General features: G+C 62.8%; 11 protein-coding genes. 6 read left to right on the forward strand and 5 right to left on the reverse strand.

What is annotated here, in order from left to right; genetic code table 11:
* Window positions 1–21: 21 nt before the first annotated feature.
* Genes secB through IAE36_RS07955 form a run of 3 tightly spaced genes read right to left on the reverse strand, consistent with a single transcriptional unit; the run spans window position 22 to window position 1,216 of the window.
* Complete coding sequence (gene secB / locus IAE36_RS07945) at window positions 22–507, reverse strand: protein-export chaperone SecB (protein ID WP_028631981.1); 486 nt, start codon at window positions 505–507, stop codon at window positions 22–24.
* Between the two features lie 39 nt (window positions 508–546).
* The gene (gene grxC, locus IAE36_RS07950) at window positions 547–801 is read right to left on the reverse strand and encodes a glutaredoxin 3 (RefSeq protein WP_029886544.1); all 255 of its coding nucleotides are present in this window, start codon (window positions 799–801) and stop codon (window positions 547–549) included.
* Between the two features lies 1 nt (window position 802).
* Window positions 803–1,216, reverse strand: a complete 414-nt coding sequence (locus IAE36_RS07955) for a rhodanese-like domain-containing protein (RefSeq protein WP_028631983.1) — start codon at window positions 1,214–1,216, stop codon at window positions 803–805.
* Between the two features lie 206 nt (window positions 1,217–1,422).
* Between IAE36_RS07955 and gpmI the strand changes: the two genes are divergently transcribed.
* The 4 genes from gpmI (at window position 1,423) to IAE36_RS07975 (ending at window position 6,577) form a co-directional block, all read left to right on the forward strand.
* On the forward strand, window positions 1,423–2,958 hold the full coding sequence (gene gpmI / locus IAE36_RS07960; RefSeq protein ID WP_201211659.1) for a 2,3-bisphosphoglycerate-independent phosphoglycerate mutase: 1,536 nt from the start codon (window positions 1,423–1,425) through the stop codon (window positions 2,956–2,958).
* 146 nt (window positions 2,959–3,104) lie between these two features.
* Complete coding sequence (locus IAE36_RS07965; RefSeq protein WP_060480778.1) at window positions 3,105–4,406, forward strand: murein hydrolase activator EnvC family protein; 1,302 nt, start codon at window positions 3,105–3,107, stop codon at window positions 4,404–4,406.
* A 78-nt stretch (window positions 4,407–4,484) separates the two neighbouring features.
* Complete coding sequence (locus IAE36_RS07970; protein ID WP_028631986.1) at window positions 4,485–5,801, forward strand: S41 family peptidase; 1,317 nt, start codon at window positions 4,485–4,487, stop codon at window positions 5,799–5,801.
* An 8-nt stretch (window positions 5,802–5,809) separates the two neighbouring features.
* Complete coding sequence (locus IAE36_RS07975) at window positions 5,810–6,577, forward strand: divergent polysaccharide deacetylase family protein (protein WP_201211661.1); 768 nt, start codon at window positions 5,810–5,812, stop codon at window positions 6,575–6,577.
* Between the two features lie 6 nt (window positions 6,578–6,583).
* On the opposite strand, the gene IAE36_RS07980 is transcribed toward IAE36_RS07975, so the two are convergent.
* Window positions 6,584–11,239: a dermonecrotic toxin domain-containing protein gene (locus tag IAE36_RS07980; RefSeq protein WP_201211663.1), complete on the reverse strand. Its 4,656-nt coding sequence runs from the start codon at window positions 11,237–11,239 to the stop codon at window positions 6,584–6,586.
* A gap of 143 nt (window positions 11,240–11,382) precedes the next feature.
* A complete protein-coding gene (locus IAE36_RS07985; RefSeq protein WP_328822857.1) occupies window positions 11,383–13,329 on the reverse strand; it encodes a BCCT family transporter in 1,947 nt (648 codons plus the stop codon).
* A 533-nt stretch (window positions 13,330–13,862) separates the two neighbouring features.
* Between IAE36_RS07985 and betI the strand changes: the two genes are divergently transcribed.
* Together betI and betB are read left to right on the forward strand one after the other, a co-directional pair.
* Window positions 13,863–14,516, forward strand: coding sequence for a transcriptional regulator BetI (betI, locus tag IAE36_RS07990; RefSeq protein WP_028631990.1), 654 nt, complete (start codon window positions 13,863–13,865; stop codon window positions 14,514–14,516).
* Between the two features lie 38 nt (window positions 14,517–14,554).
* Window positions 14,555–16,027, forward strand: coding sequence for a betaine-aldehyde dehydrogenase (betB, locus tag IAE36_RS07995; RefSeq protein WP_028631991.1), 1,473 nt, complete (start codon window positions 14,555–14,557; stop codon window positions 16,025–16,027).
* Window positions 16,028–16,154 lie beyond the last annotated feature (127 nt).

Consider the following 16,154-nt stretch of genomic DNA (forward strand, 5'->3'; position numbering starts at 1 on the left):
CTTTTCCAGAAGCAGCAGCTGTTACTGCGCAGCAGGCACTTCACCCGCTTCCTGCATGCGCTGCATTTCTTGCGCGTACAGGGCGTCGAAGTTGACCGGCGACAGCATCAGGGCCGGGAACGAGCCACGGGTTACCAGGCTGTCCAGGGTTTCGCGCGCGTAGGGGAACAGGATGTTCGGGCAGAATGCGCCCAGGGTGTGGCTCATGGAAGCGGCATCCAGGTTCTTGATCAGGAAGATACCCGCCTGCTGCACTTCAGCGATGAACGCCACTTCGTCACCGTTCTTGACGGTAACCGACAGGGTCAGTACCACCTCGTGGAAGTCACCTTCCAGCGCTTTCTGCTTGGTGTTCAGGTCCAGGCCAACGCTCGGCTCCCAGGTCTGACGGAAGATCTGCGGGCTTTTCGGGGCTTCGAACGACAGGTCACGCACATAGATGCGCTGCAGGGAGAACTGAGGGCTGTTGTCTTCTGCAGCAGCGCCGTTGGTCTGTTGGTCAGTCATGGCAGATCCTTATCCTAGTGTTTTGGAGTGCAGTGCAAATCAGGCCGCCAGCAGTGCGTCGAGCTTGCCGGCGCGCTCCAGGGCGTAGAGGTCATCGCATCCACCGACGTGGGTGCTGCCGATCCAGATCTGCGGCACCGATGTGCGGCCAGCCTTCTGGGCCATTTCGGCGCGCAGCTGCGGCTTGCCATCGACCTTGATTTCCTCGAATGCAACGCCCTTGCTCTCGAGCAGGTACTTGGCGCGCATGCAGTAGGGGCAGTAGTCGCTGGAATAGACGATGACGGGTTTCATATCACTTCACCAAAGGCAGGTTATCGGCTTTCCAGCTGGACACGCCACCGCTGAGCTTGGCAGCGTTGTAACCAGCCTTGAGCAGATCGCGGCACACGGTGCCGGACTGCTGGCCCATCGCGTCGACCACGATGAGGGTTTTTTCCTTGTGCTTGTCCAGCTCGGTCATGCGGCTGGCCAGCTTGTCCTGGGGGATGTTCACCGCACCGACGATGTGGCCGGCGGTGTACTCCTTGGCTGGGCGGATATCAATGACCAGGCCCTTGTCGGCGTTGACCAGGGCGGTGAGTTGGCCATTGCTCAGGCTCTGCCCGCCACGGCGGATTTCATTGACCAGCAAAGCGACCAGCAGAACAACGAAGATCGCCACCAGTAGGTAGTGGTTTGTCGCAAATTGAATCAGGTTAGCAACCATCTGGGGTGTTCCACGCGATAGAAAATGCCGGCCAGTATACACACCCCCTGTGTGGCACCAAAGCCCGACGGCCCGGCCATCAAAGCGCTTTCATGGGGCCAGGCCAGGTGCGCCGGTCGGCGCAAGGGACGATTATTCGCCCGCGCTGGCGCATTTGCCCTAAAATGCGTGTCTTTATCATCTTTGAACAACCGTGAGTTTGATTGATGACGAGCACGCCCAAACCCCTGGTCCTGATCATCCTTGATGGCTTTGGCCACAGCGAAAGCCCCGAATACAACGCTATCTATTCGGCCAATACGCCGGTCTACGACCGCCTGCGCGCCACCCAGCCGCACGGCCTCATTTCAGGTTCGGGCATGGATGTCGGCCTGCCGGACGGGCAGATGGGCAACTCTGAAGTCGGCCACATGAACCTCGGCGCCGGGCGCGTGGTGTACCAGGACTTCACCCGGGTGACCAAGGCCATCCGTGACGGCGAATTCTTCACCAACCCCGTGCTCACCGGCGCCGTGGACAAAGCCGCCAATGCTGGCAAGGCTGTGCACATTCTCGGTTTGCTGTCCGATGGTGGGGTACACAGCCACCAGGACCACCTGGTGGCCATGGCCGAACTGGCCGCCCAGCGCGGCGCCGAAAAAATCTACCTGCACGCGTTTCTCGACGGCCGCGACACCCCGCCACGCAGCGCACAGTCGTCCATCGAGCTGCTGGATGCCACCTTCGCCAAGCTGGGCAAGGGCCGCATCGCCAGCCTCATCGGCCGTTACTACGCCATGGACCGTGACAACCGCTGGGATCGCGTCAGCGCCGCCTACAACCTCATCGTCGACAGCACCGCCGAATACACCGCCGACAGCGCCCTGGCAGGCCTCGAAGCCGCCTATGCACGCGATGAGAGCGACGAATTCGTCAAGGCCACCCGCATTGGCCAGGCGGTCAAGGTAGAAGACGGCGATGCCGTGATCTTCATGAACTTCCGCGCCGACCGCGCCCGTGAATTGTCGCGGGTGTTCGTCGAGCCGGATTTCAATGAATTCCCACGGGCGCGCCTGCCCAAGGTTGCCGCCTACATCGGCCTGACCCAGTACTCGGCCAAGATCGCAGCCCCTGCGGCCTTCGCCCCGGCCAGCCTGCACAACGTGCTGGGCGAGTACCTGGCCAACAACGGCAAGACCCAGCTGCGCATCGCCGAAACCGAAAAGTACGCCCACGTCACCTTCTTCTTCTCGGGCGGGCGTGAAGAGCCGTTCGAAGGCGAGGAACGCATCCTGATCCCTTCGCCGAAGGTTGCCACCTACGACCTGCAGCCGGAAATGAGCGCCCCCGAAGTCACCGACCGCATCGTCGAGGCCATCGAGCAGCAGCGCTTCGACGTGATCGTGGTCAACTACGCCAACGGCGACATGGTGGGCCACACGGGTGTGTTCTCGGCGGCCGTGCAGGCAGTTGAGGCCCTGGACAGCTGCGTGGGTCGCATCGTGGAAGCACTGGACAAAGTCGGCGGCGAGGCGCTGATCACCGCCGACCACGGCAACGTCGAGCAGATGGAAGACGAGTCCACCGGCCAGGCCCACACTGCCCACACCACCGAGCCGGTGCCGTTCATCTACGTGGGCAAGCGCTCCCTCAAGGTGCGTGAAGGCGGCGTGCTGGCCGATGTTGCGCCGACCATGCTCAAGCTGCTGGGCCTGGAAAAACCCGTGGAAATGACCGGCACCTCAATCCTCCTCGACGCTTGAGAAACAGCTGCAAGTTGTAAGCTACAAGCTGCAAGAAAGAGCAAAAGCAAGATCAAGAGCCACACGCGCTCGGCTTGCAGCTTGTAGCTTGTAGCTTGCAGCTCCTTCATACTAGGCCAGTCTCCATCCCCGGTACGCCAAACCTCATGCTTCGCGCCCTGATCCTTCTAGCCCTGTCTTGCCTGCTCAGCCCGGCCTTCGCCGATGAGCGCGCACAGACCCAGCAGCAACTGGACGCCACCCGCCAGGATATTGCCGAGCTCAAGAAGACCTTGGGCAAGCTCCAGGAAGAAAAGGCCGGTGTGCAAAAAGACCTGAAAACGACCGAGACCGACATCGGCAAGCTCGAAAGGCAGGTGGAGGCCCTGCAGCAAGAACTAAAAAAGACCGAGGGCGAGCTGGAGCGCCTTGATACCGAGAAAAAAAAACTCCAGAGCGCCCGCGTTGAACAACAACGGCTGATCGCCATTCAGGCCCGTTCCGCCTACCAGAACGGGCGCGAGGAATACCTCAAGCTGCTGCTCAACCAGCAGAACCCCGAGAAATTCGCCCGCACCCTCACGTATTACGATTACCTGAGCAAGGCGCGCCTTGAACAACTGCGCACCTTCAACGAAACACTTCGCCAGTTGGCCAATGTGGAGCGCGAAATCGGCACGCAACAGCAGCAGCTGTTGGCCCAGCAAGCAGACCTCGACACCCGCCGTCAGGCGCTGGAAACCGAGCGCAGCAAGCGCCAGCAGGTACTGGCCAAGCTGAACGGCGACGTGAAAGACCGCGACCAGAAGCTGCGCGCCCGCGAGCAAGACCAGGCCGACCTGGCCAAGGTCCTGAAAACCATCGAGGAAACCCTGGCTCGCCAGGCCCGCGAAGCCGAAGAAGCGCGCCAGCGGGCCCTCATAGCGCAGCAGGAAGCAGAAAAACGCCGTCAGCAGGAGGCCCTTGCCGCCGCTGCCCGCAATCAGCCTGCCGAACCGGTCGAGCCGCCGAAAAAGGCCCGTGCCACCCTGGGGCCGATGGTGTCCGGTGATGGCGCCAGCTACGGCGGTGCATTTTCTGCAGCCCGTGGAAAACTTCCCTGGCCAGTCAATGGTCGATTGCTGGCACGCTTCGGTGATGCACGCGGTACGGATGCCCGGGCCAAGTGGGACGGGGTGATGATCGGGGCAAGCCCCGGTACCCAGGTGCGCGCCGTACACGGCGGGCGCGTGGTGTTTGCCGACTGGTTGCGCGGCGCCGGTCTTCTGGTCATTCTCGATCACGGCAACGGTTACCTGAGCCTGTACGGCCATAACCAGAGCCTGCTGAAGAACGCCGGGGACATCGTCAAGGCCGGCGAGGCCATCTCGACGGTCGGTGACAGCGGCGGCCAGGAGGCTGCCGGGTTGTACTTCGCCATCCGCCAGCAGGGCCGGCCTACCGACCCTTCGCAATGGTGCCGTGGCTAGTCAAACTTATGCGGCGTAGCCTGGGTGCTACGCCGATGCTCCGCAGGGAGCGCTTACAGGATCAGGAGTTCGTTCGACATGCTGCACTCGCCTCGTCTTACCCAGCTGGCCCTGTCCATCGCCCTGGCGGTCGGCACGCCCCTGGCCCTCGCCGCAGAGCCGGCCAAGGCGGCAGCAGCACCGGCCACCGAGATGACCAGCAAGGCGCCGCTGCCGCTGGAAGAGCTGCGCACCTTCGCCGAGGTCATGGACCGGATCAAGGCCGCCTATGTCGAGCCGGTGGATGACAAGACCCTGCTGGAGAACGCCATCAAGGGCATGCTCAGCAACCTGGACCCGCACTCTGCCTACCTGGGGCCAGAAGACTTCCAAGAGCTGCAGGAAAGCACCAGCGGCGAATTCGGCGGCCTGGGCATCGAGGTTGGCCAAGAAGACGGCTTCATCAAGGTGGTCTCGCCCATCGATGACACGCCCGCCTCCCGCGCCGGCGTGCAGGCAGGCGACCTGATCGTCAAGATCAACGGTGCCCCTACCCGTGGCCAGACCATGACCGAGGCTGTGGACAAGATGCGCGGCAAGGTGGGTGACAAGATCACCCTGACCCTGATCCGCGACGGCGGCAACCCGTTCGACGTGACGCTGGCCCGCGCGGTGATCCAGGTCAAGAGCGTGAAGAGCCAGTTGCTGGAAAACGACTACGGCTACATCCGCATCACCCAGTTCCAGGTCAAGACCGGCGAGGAAGTGGGCAAAGCCCTGGCCAAGCTGCGCAAGGACAACGGCAAGAAGCTGCGCGGCGTCATCCTGGACCTGCGCAACAACCCCGGTGGCGTGCTGCAATCGGCGGTGGAAGTGGCCGACCACTTCCTGACCAAAGGCTTGATCGTGTACACCAAGGGCCGCATCGCCAACTCCGAACTGCGCTTCTCGGCCGACCCGGCCGACGCCAGCGAGGGTGTGCCGCTGGTGGTGCTGATCAACGGCGGCAGCGCCTCGGCATCGGAAATTGTTGCCGGCGCCCTGCAGGACCAGAAGCGCGCCGTGCTGATGGGCACCGACAGCTTCGGCAAGGGCTCGGTACAAACCGTGCTGCCGCTGGCCAACGACCGCGCACTCAAGCTCACCACCGCCCTGTACTTCACCCCCAACGGCCGCTCCATTCAGGCCCAGGGCATCGTGCCGGACATCGAAGTGCGCCAGGCCAAACTCACGGCCGAGGCCGACAACGACAACTTCAAGGAAGCCGACCTGCAGGGCCACCTGGGCAACGGCAACGGCGGCGCCGACCGCCCCACCGGCAGCAGCAAGCGCAAGGAGCGGCCACAGGATGACGACTTCCAGCTCAGCCAGGCCCTGAGCCTGCTCAAGGGCCTCAACATCACCAAAGGCAATTGATGAGCCCCATGCGGCATCTGCTGTGCCTGTTGCTGTACCTATTGGCCGGTGCCGCGCAAGCGGCCCCACCGGCCAAGGCGTACATGAGCATCATCATCGACGACCTGGGCCAGAGCACCGAGCGTGACAACCGTACCCTGGCCCTGCCCGGGCCGGTGACCATGGCGATCATGCCCGACACTCCACACGCCACCGGCTTCGCCCGCCAGGCGCACAAGGCCGGTAAAACGGTGATCCTGCACATGCCCATGGACCCAGCCACGGGCCCCTACGCGTGGCACCCCGGCCTTGCCATGGACGAGCTGGCTTCGCGCCTGGACGCTGCGCTGCTGAAGGTGCCGTTCGCAACGGGGGTGAACAACCACATGGGCAGCCGCATGACCTCGCAGCCCGAGGCCATGGCCTGGCTGATGGGGGAATTGCAGCAGCGCGGGCTGTTCTTCGTCGACAGCCGCACCAGCGCCGCCACCGTGGCAGCGGCCAAGGCCCAGGCGCAAAGCGTGGCCCATGTGTCGCGGGACGTGTTCCTCGACGATGTGCGCACCACCGAGGCTATAGCGGGGCAGCTGCAACAGGGCGTGGCGCTGGCGCGTCGGCAAGGGTCGGCCGTGCTCATCGGCCACCCTTACCCGCAAACACTGGAAGTGCTCGAACGCGAGATACCCCGGTTGAAACAGCAGGGTGTCGAGCTGATCGAGCTGCAGCAGATGGTTGCCGAGCGTGGCAACCAGGCCATGCCGGCCCATGGCCGACACGGCAGGTACAGCAACCGCTGACGCACGTCATTCGAAGGGGATGATGCCCTCGACGTCGCCTTTGCGCAGTTGCCCGCGATACACCCGCAGCACCTCATTGCGCCTGGCCGCGCGCAACACTGCCTGATGCCCGAGTTTGCGTTGTTCCCACAACTTCAGGTGCCCGCGCTGGAAGTTTCTGTCAGGGGTGTCCGCGCCAGGGTAGTGGAAGTGCGCCTCCCACAATCGTTTACCTGAAACACGCTTGATTTCGTAAGTGTCCAGGTAGTCAGTGGGTGACAATTCCACCCGACGCTCAACTCTCGCCACCGTTAATTCGCCAATGCCGTGTAGAAATTTCAGGGCGTTCAACGTCGGCGCCTTGCTGGTCAGGTAATGGGTCTTGAGCAGTTCCTGCTTGCTGTCCTCAAGCTCATCGACGGCGGCCTGTGCACGTTCGGCCAAGGCCTTGTCCGACGCAGTGCGCGGCAACAACGCCCGCGTGTCACGCAGGTCCTTGATATGTTGATCGATCACGGTGGACAGCCCCAAAGGCTCATCCTTGCTGAAAAAACGCTTGGCCATGACCAACGTTGTACCCACGCTGTCGATCAGCCTGCCAAGCCTGTTTCGCAGCACCTCAGGCGCATGCGGCCTGGCAGGTGCCAGCTCCTGCTGCGGGGCGCCCTGTACCTCCCACCACTGGCTGTTCTGCCTGCGGAACGTGCGCAGCACCTTGTCGTGGCTGTCGCGCTGCTGCACCTCTGCCACACCGTCATCGCCCACCGCCTCGATACCCACCACGCTACGGCCACGGTGCGTGCGCACCAGGCGACGTACACCGCCCCGTGCCGCATACACGGGTGTGCGGGGGCGAGCAGCTTCGACCTGCTCCAGTTCGCGGACACTGGCCGCCATTTCTTCGCTGGCCAGGTCCTTGAGCCTGCGTAGCACCTGCAGGAACAGCTGGAGCTTGTCCGGGCGAATCTCAGCCGGCTCGACACTGGCCAGGTACTCCGCCCGGCCAATGGTTTCTTCATAGCTGTCGATCACATCGTTGAGCACCGCCACGCGCTCTTCATCGGTCAAACCGCTGCCTGCCAGCTCGCCATGCGCACTGCCGGCGCTGCGCAAGTTGTCACCGGCGAGCATCTCGTAATATTCATCCAGCTGCGCTTCACTGGTGCCGTTCAAACGGTTGAGCGCCAGCTCACCCAAGTCCTCGAGCAACCTGAACTCCAGGTCGATGGCATTCAGGCGGCGGTCCTGGATGACGCGGCTCAACTCATGGTGCTTGTTGACCTGCCGCCCATTTTCATCCCTGAAGACGATGTCGTTGTCCTTGAGCGTACTCTCCAGCAACGGGTCGAATTGTGCCGACAGCGCCACCATGTCACTGCCCCATTGCCACACGCGCTCCAGGGATTTGACCAACCGCTGGTACTGCTGTTTCTCCTCATCGGTTTCGGGCAGCAGTGCAATTGCATTGTGCTGGCCGTCGATATCCTCTTCGTTGATCATGGTGGCCAGCAAGTTGTAGTACGTCTCGCAGGTGGCGATGAGGCCTTCCCGGATCGTGCTGCGCTGGCGGCGAATGGCGTCTTCCACGACCTGGCTGGAAAGCCGTATGCGCCCGCGCTCCATCAATACCCTGTCGTGCTCGGTGTCCTGCGCAACGAGCTGCTTGAGGTCGTTGGCCAGGTATTGCCGCTGCCCCCTCCTCAGCTGCTTTTGCAGGCTGAGCATTTCCTGCTGGTGCTCGTCGGGCTGCGCCAGGCGCTCCAGCTCTTCGATCCTGGCGGTGGACCTGTCTACCTCGTTCTTGTGCCGCTCATAGGCCTCGACGAGGCCCTTGCGCTGCTCGGTCAGGCGAGCATCCTCATCACGCATGCGCGCCTCCTGCCGCACATTCTGCTCGCGCATCAGTTCCACGCGCCCCCTGGGCATACCCCCACTCAAACGCAGCCCATGATCGATACGCCATACCCCTGCTGTGTGCTGCAACCAAGGGCCGGGGTTGCCCAGTGCATCTACAATGCGCACGCCGTGCTCGTCGGGCGCAACGCGATAGGTGTCACCCCGAAGCTTTACGTAGTATTGGCCATGCTGCCTGTAAAGCCCTGCCGCATCACCCGCCTGCAGGGGCTCGACGCCTTCGAGCGATGCATCGACGCGCATGGCTTCCAATCGTTTACGCATTTGGGCCGGTAGCACGTTGAAACCCTCGCCACCACTGAAGGAAAAATCGAGCAGTGCACCGCTTTTTTCCAATGCGCCCGGCAGGTAGACCTTACCTTGCAGCATCTGGGCTCCAGTTGCCGGCACTGGGCGTACCGACCCAGGCCCAGGGCTGTCGCTGGGCATGGCGTCTGGCAGGGTAGCCGGGTGGCGAGTCAACCTGGGTGCATAAGCATGGCCAACGACCATCACCAGGTTGAGCAGCATGTCGACCACCGCCGCAGACCGCTCGAAGTCGCTGCCTTCGCGAATGGCCTGCAGGTCTGCGCTGGCGGCATTGAACATTTGCACCAGCCACAGCGCGACAGCAGCCGGGCCACGCACCACCAGGCTTGCCACGTCGAACAGCAACCAGGCCCCCTGGGTAAGGATTGCCCAGCGGCTCTCTGCGTTGGATACCGAGTTGCGATCCGCCAGCTCCACCAGCAGGTCGCGATTGGCGGTGTACATCTGCAGGTCGACATCGCTGCGCCAGAAGCGCGGCCAGAACTGCGCGGGCGCCACCGGGGCGGGCAAGATCGACGTGTCCACGATGGCGCCGCCCAGGTGAGGTTCAGTGAACCCACCGTTGGCATACACATGCCGGGCCTCTGGCGCCAGCCAGGCCAGCAGGCTGGCCTGCAGCGCCTGGTCATCGCGCACTGCCTGCATCATGGCTTCGATGCTGGCGAACGCCAGAACGGCCGCGTTGCCATAAAGCGGCCGGTATAGCACGACGCTGCCTGGCTCCGCGTTGAACAACACGTACATGCCACGGACCACATCGGAAGCCTGGCTGTCAGGGTCACGGCGCAGGGCGAACGGCATCAGCATGCTTGCCGGCAGCAACGGGTCGACTTGCCCGCTGCAATAGTCGCAGATCGCCTGCAAGGCTGCCTCGCTCAAGCTGCCATGCAGCTTGGCCCGCAGTGCGCGCAGCATGAAATCGCAGCGCCATTCCCGGGCGAAGTGCTGCACCCGCTGCGCCAACCCCGTCGGCTCGTTCAGCTTGCTGGCCACATAGGCTGGATAATTACCCCCCACGTCCACACGCTCTACCAGCGTCTTTGCGTAGTCGGCGGTCATCCAGCCCATTATCAATTGGCCTTCGCGGTGGGTGATGGACGTTATGGTCGCACCCTCTAGCGAGCTGAGGTTGGCAATGGCGAACTGGGTCAGGCTGAGGGTGCGCTTCTCGAGCGCGCCATCACCGGCCCCCACCCCGGCACCACCCGGCACACCGAATGCCGAGGTCAGCTCCAGTTGCAGGTCGTCGGGGAAGTAGTTGGCATCCACCGGGTGATCGTGCAGCAACTGCTCACGCAACTGCTGGCTAGCGTAGCCGTGCAGGTCGAGTACGCCATCAAGGGCTGCAACACCATCGGATTCAGCTTGGGCCAGGGCCAGCTCATAAAAGGCCCTTTGACAGGCAAAACTGTCCGGGGCCGCCACACTGAGCAGCCCACGGGGCGGCTTGCCATCCAGCGCGGGCTGGTGAACGTAGCCCTCGATGAACCATTGTGCAGGGTCGGTCAGGGCCAGGCAGGCCTGCTCCAGGTCGGCAACACCGTTCAACGCACTGCGGCGCAGGCTGCCGACCTGCTCCAGCATGCACTCCAGCAGCATTGCCGTCTGCTGGGAAAACGGATCACCTTCCAGCTCATGCCGGTGCCAGCTGATGCTGTCGTGGCTAGCCAGGCTTGGGTATTCAGCCTGCAGCGCCTGGGCAAACGCATCGAAGCCCGGGTAGCCCCACACGGTTCCGGCCGGCTTGCACCACAGCACGACATCGGCCTCATCCCATTGGCCATAGACCAGCAAATCGGGCAGAAAACGGCTGGTCGACTTGCCGTCGACGGTGGTTTCGATCTGCACGAAAAACACGCTGGGACGTTGCCCTGCCCCGCGTAACAAGCCGCGTACGCACGCCTGTTGCTGGGGCCCCAACCCCTGCAATGGCAGGTTGTACAGGGTGGCCGACCTGATCATCTGCTGCAACCAGCGATCACGGCTGACACCTGCACCGCCATCGGCGCGCCAGTAGTCGACCTGGGCCTGGTTGAAACAGCCCCAGATGATCAGCAGCAAGTCATTGAATGCCTGGGTAAGCGGCGCCAGTTCGATCTGGTCACCTTCTGCGGTCTGCAGCGGGTCGGGGATGGCGAAAAAGCGTCGAGCATCGAGCTTCAGGTACTGCTTCTGCCCCGCGACCTGCGAAAAATTCAGCGGTGTACCCGCGTACAGGGCCTGTAACGCCACATCCACCAGGGGCGTGGTCGATATGCGCTGCCCATCGGCACTGGGCAGCGCAAGGCCAAGGCGATCGGCATCAGTGAGTTCAGGGCGGTGCGCCTTGATCAGTGGGTAGTGCTGAATCAGCAGCTGCATGATCTGCGTGCTCAGCACCTGCCGCAGGGTGGGGCGGCTGGCGAACTGGGCAGCCACCAGGGCTTTGAAATCGGTGGGTAGTGCGTAGGGGTCTGGCATGGTCACGCCTCCTGGATGAGCGGAGGGTGAGCCTGCCTTCAGCGGGTTGGCAGCGGGGTGTACATATTGCTGCCTACAGGTACCCGCGCCCCGCGCCGGGCCCGCAAACAAGGTTTGCAGGCCCGGCGACGGGCAAGGTCAGATCAGCTGTAGACACGCCCCAGCAACTGGCGGTGGCTTTCGAACTGGTCCAGTACGTCGCGTACGATCTGCTCCGGTGCAAAGCCCATCAGGTCGTACTCCTGGCTGCCATCGTGCAGGTACACCTCGGCACGGTAGAAGCGCTGCCTGACTTCCGGCTCGCCTTCCACCGGCGCTTCGCTCGGTGCGGCCATGTAGCCGTCAAGGCTGACCTCATAGACGAACGGGTTGCCCTCTTCCATCATCACCCGCAGGCCCATCATGTTGCGCGACTGGCCGACACGGGTTTCTACCTCGAAGCCCAGTGTCTGCAATTGCGCGGCGGCTTCCTTCAGTGCCGGGCTTACCTGTTTGTCCATGAAGCGTTGCACCACGGCCTGGGTGGGTTGCAGCTCCAGCTGGCTGAGGCGCTCGCTGAAGCCGCGGCGGCCACGGGCAGCCAGCTCGGCGCGCTCCTGTTCAACGGCCACATCCTGCTTCATGGCCTTGTACAGGCCGAACATGAACAGCACCAGCACCACCGAGAACGGCAGGCCAGCCAGCACCACCATGGTCTGCATGGCTTCGAAGTTGCCCGCCAGCAGCAGGCCGATGGTGACCAGGGTGATGATCACCGACCAGAACACCACCATCCAGTGCGGCGCATCCTCGTCCACCTTGCCGCCCTTGCAGGAAAGGTTGGCCATCATCACCGCGCCAGAGTCGGCGGGGGTCAGGAACAGCACGAAGCCAACGAATACCGCCACACCGATCACCACCTTCGCCGCCGGGAAGTACTCCAGCAGTTGGTAGATGGACATGGACGGCTGTTCCAGCGCGGTCTTGCCCAGTTCCACCGCCCCATGGTTGATAACCAGGTCCAGGGCGGTGTTGCCGAAGATCGACAGCCAGGCCAGGGTGAAGCCCAGCGGAATCAGCAGCACGCCGCTGACCAGTTGGCGTACGGTACGGCCCTTGGAAATACGGGCAATGAACATGCCCACGAACGGGCCCCAGGAAATCCACCAGGCCCAGTAGAACACGGTCCACAGGCCCAGCCAGCGCTCGGACTTGCCGGCTTCGCCTTCATACACATACAGGTCGAAGGTTTTCAGCACGATACCGTTGAGGTAATCGCCCACGTTCTGTACCAGGCCATTGAGCAGGTGCAGGGTTTCACCCCCCAGCAGCACGAACATCAGCAGGCCGCTGAACAGGGCGATGTTGAGGTTGGACAGACGGCGGATGCCGTTCTCCACACCCGACACCGCTGCCACGGTAGCCACCCCGGCCATGACCAGGATGACCACGAGCAGGTTGGTCTTGCTGTGGTCCATGCCGAACAGGTACTCGAGGCCCGAGGCCACCTGCATCGAGCCGATACCCAGGTTGGTCACCAGGCCCAGCAGGGTCACGAACATGCCGAAGATGTCCACGGCGTTACCCGCGGCGCCCTTGACCCAACGCTCACCCACCAGCGGGTACAACGCCGAACGCAGGGCCAGCGGCTGGTTGTGCCGGTAGGCGAAGTAACCCACCGCCAGGCCGACCAGTGCGTAGATCGCCCAACCGTGCAGGCCCCAGTGCAGGAAGGTCAGTTGCAGGCCCTGGCGCGCAGCCTCCAGGCTGGCCGGGGTGCCCTCGGGCGGGTTGAAGTAGTGGTCCAGCGGTTCGGATGCACCAAAGTACAGCAGCGAAATGCCGATACCCGACGAAAACAGCATGCCGGCCCAGGCGCCGTAGCTGAAGTCGGGTTGGTCGTCCTTGCCGCCCAGCTTGAGCTTGCCGTAGTCGGAAAACGCCAGGTACACGACGAACAGCAGGTAGCCGCAGATCACCAGCATGTAATACCAGCCGAAGGTGCGCGTCAGCCACTGCTGGGCGACGCCCAGTACTTGGCCGGCAGTTTCGGGTACAGCGATGAGCAAGGCAGTCAGAACGAGGATCATCAGCGCGGAGGTGAAGAACACCACGCGGTTGACCCGTACCCTCTCGGCAGGAGGGTTTGTGAGTGAGGCAGAAGTCATTGCACGAATGCTCCGGGCAGTACGGCTGTGGAGGCTAATCTGTTTTTCCCGAGCAATTGGTGGAATATCCCCACTGCATCAGGTGTTATAAAAGCACCCTGGGAATCGCGGTTCCGAACCGATCCGCTGCAAAACACACACAGGTAGCCCTGCTGCAAATGCCCCGCGCCGGCTTGCGGTGCGCGCATTGGTCACAGGTACACCGCCCGCTCCAAGGGCCTGCCGCACGGTCCAGCACCGCACGGCAGCATCTGCGTCTTGCATCGCTAGCATCCGCGCAGGCTTTACCAGCCGGGGGCTTCGCGATTTTCTGGGGTGACAATTCGTGCCTGCTCGACGGCCTGAAAAACTGTCAATGGCACAAATTGTCGCAGAGCTTATTCTTTATTGATTGAACGTTCAATCAAAACAAAATAGACTGGTCTTCGCCGAGTCAGCCGCCTGTCGTCTGCTCGCAGGCCTGAGGAGATAGCAAGATGCCCAAGGTCGGTATGCAACCCATCCGCCGTCAGCAGTTGATCGAAGCCACATTGCAGGCTGTCGATCAGGTCGGCCTGGGGGATGCCAGCATTGCGCTGATTGCCCGTTTGGCCGGGGTGTCCAACGGCATCATCAGTCACTACTTTCGGGACAAGAATGGCCTGATCGCAGCGACGATGGGCTACATCATGAGCATGCTCAACGAGGGCGTGCGGGCACGCCGCCAAGCCTTGACCGACGATACGCCCCGCGCCCACCTGAAAGTGATCATCGAGGGCAACTTCGATGCCAGCCAGGTGAATGGCCCGGCGATGAAAACCTGGTTGGCGTTCTGGGCTTCCAGCATGCACCAGCCCGATCTGCACAGGTTGCAACGGATCAACGACCACCGTTTGTACTCCAACCTGTGTTGCCAGTTCCGCCGCGCCCTGCCGCTTTACCATGCGCGCAAGGCAGCCCGCGGCCTGGCGGCCCTGATCGATGGCTTGTGGCTGCGTGGCGCCCTGTCGGGGGATGCCTTCGACACCGACCAGGCAATACGGATTGCTTACGAATACATGGATCTACAACTGGCCAAGCAGCACACCCTGGGCACTGACCCAGGGGCTGAAAAACGGCGCGCAGCCCTTGCCAACCCGGCGGGAGCGTGACCCCAGGCCAACCCACACACTGCACTTGCGAGGACACTATGGCCCGTTTCGGAACGCAAAAACTCTACATTGATGGCGGTTACGTGGATGCTGGCAGCGATGCCACCTTCGAAGCCATCAACCCGGCCACCGGCGAAGTGCTTGCCCACGTGCAGCGTGCCACCGAGGCTGACGTCGAGAAGGCCGTCGCCAGCGCCGAGCGTGGCCAGAAAGTGTGGGCGGCCATGACCGCCATGCAGCGCTCGCGCATTCTGCGCCGTGCCGTCGACATCCTGCGTGAACGCAATGACGAACTGGCCATGCTGGAAACCCTGGACACCGGCAAGTCGTACTCCGAAACCCGCTACGTCGACATCGTGACCGGTGCCGACGTGCTGGAATACTACGCAGGCCTGGTGCCAGCCATCGAGGGCGAGCAGATTCCGCTGCGCGAATCGTCCTTCGTCTACACCCGCCGTGAGCCCCTGGGCGTTACCGCAGGCATCGGCGCCTGGAACTACCCCATCCAGATCGCCCTGTGGAAATCCGCACCGGCCCTGGCCGCCGGCAACGCGATGATCTTCAAGCCGTCGGAAGTGACCTCGCTGACCACCCTGAAACTGGCCGAGATCTATACCGAAGCTGGCCTGCCTGATGGCGTGTTCAACGTACTGACCGGCAGCGGCCGCGAAGTCGGCGGCTGGCTGACCGAGCACCCGCGCATCGAGAAAATCTCCTTCACCGGCGGTACCACCACCGGCAAGAAAGTCATGGCCAGCGCCTCGAGCTCGTCGCTCAAGGAAGTAACCATGGAACTGGGCGGCAAGTCGCCCCTGATCATCTGCGCCGACGCCGACCTGGACAAGGCCGCCGACATCGCCATGATGGCCAACTTCTACAGCTCGGGCCAGGTATGCACCAACGGCACCCGCGTGTTCATCCCGGCCGAGCTGAAAGCTGCCTTCGAAGCCAAGATCGTCGAGCGCGTGGCACGTATCCGTGCTGGCAACCCGGAAGATGAAAACACCAACTTCGGCCCGCTGGTCAGCTTCCAGCACATGGAAAGCGTGCTGGGCTACATTGCCAAGGGCAAGGAAGAAGGCGCCCGCGTACTGTGTGGCGGCGAGCGCATGACCGACGGCCTGTTCGCCCAGGGCGCATTCGTGGCACCGACCGTGTTCACCGATTGCACCGACGACATGACCATCGTCAAGGAAGAAATCTTCGGCCCGGTAATGAGCATCCTCAGCTACGAGACCGAGGAAGAAGTGGTACGCCGCGCCAACGACACCGAGTATGGCCTGGCAGCGGGCGTGTGCACCAACGACATCAGCCGCGCCCACCGCATCATCCACCAGCTCGAAGCTGGTATCTGCTGGATCAACGCCTGGGGCGAGTCGCCGGCCGAAATGCCGGTGGGTGGTTACAAGCAATCGGGCGTAGGCCGTGAGAACGGCATCAGCTCGCTGGCCCAGTACACCCGCATCAAGTCGGTTCAAGTCGAACTGGGCGGTTACGCTTCGGTCTTCTGATCCACAGCGTCTAGCCGCTCGCTACTCGCTGCAAGAAAGCGCCGGCTGGCAACCTGCCAACCGGCCCTTGCAGGCCTCGTCCATCCGTGAGCTTCGCACGGCTGCTGTTTCTTGCAGCTCGCAGCTT

The organism is Pseudomonas sp. S36, assembly GCF_016647875.1.
GTDB lineage: Bacteria > Pseudomonadota > Gammaproteobacteria > Pseudomonadales > Pseudomonadaceae > Aquipseudomonas > Aquipseudomonas parafulva.

Bases quoted from the DNA above. Each gene is read 5' to 3' on its own strand.
- secB (WP_028631981.1), bottom strand. From the start codon at position 507: ATGACTGACCAACAGACCAACGGCGCTGCTGCAGAAGACAACAGCCCT.
- grxC (WP_029886544.1), bottom strand. From the start codon at position 801: ATGAAACCCGTCATCGTCTATTCCAGCGACTACTGCCCCTACTGCATG.
- IAE36_RS07955 (WP_028631983.1), bottom strand. From the start codon at position 1,216: ATGGTTGCTAACCTGATTCAATTTGCGACAAACCACTACCTACTGGTG.
- gpmI (WP_201211659.1), top strand. From the start codon at position 1,423: ATGACGAGCACGCCCAAACCCCTGGTCCTGATCATCCTTGATGGCTTT.
- IAE36_RS07965 (WP_060480778.1), top strand. From the start codon at position 3,105: ATGCTTCGCGCCCTGATCCTTCTAGCCCTGTCTTGCCTGCTCAGCCCG.
- IAE36_RS07970 (WP_028631986.1), top strand. From the start codon at position 4,485: ATGCTGCACTCGCCTCGTCTTACCCAGCTGGCCCTGTCCATCGCCCTG.
- IAE36_RS07975 (WP_201211661.1), top strand. From the start codon at position 5,810: ATGCGGCATCTGCTGTGCCTGTTGCTGTACCTATTGGCCGGTGCCGCG.
- IAE36_RS07980 (WP_201211663.1), bottom strand. From the start codon at position 11,239: ATGCCAGACCCCTACGCACTACCCACCGATTTCAAAGCCCTGGTGGCT.
- betI (WP_028631990.1), top strand. From the start codon at position 13,863: ATGCCCAAGGTCGGTATGCAACCCATCCGCCGTCAGCAGTTGATCGAA.
- betB (WP_028631991.1), top strand. From the start codon at position 14,555: ATGGCCCGTTTCGGAACGCAAAAACTCTACATTGATGGCGGTTACGTG.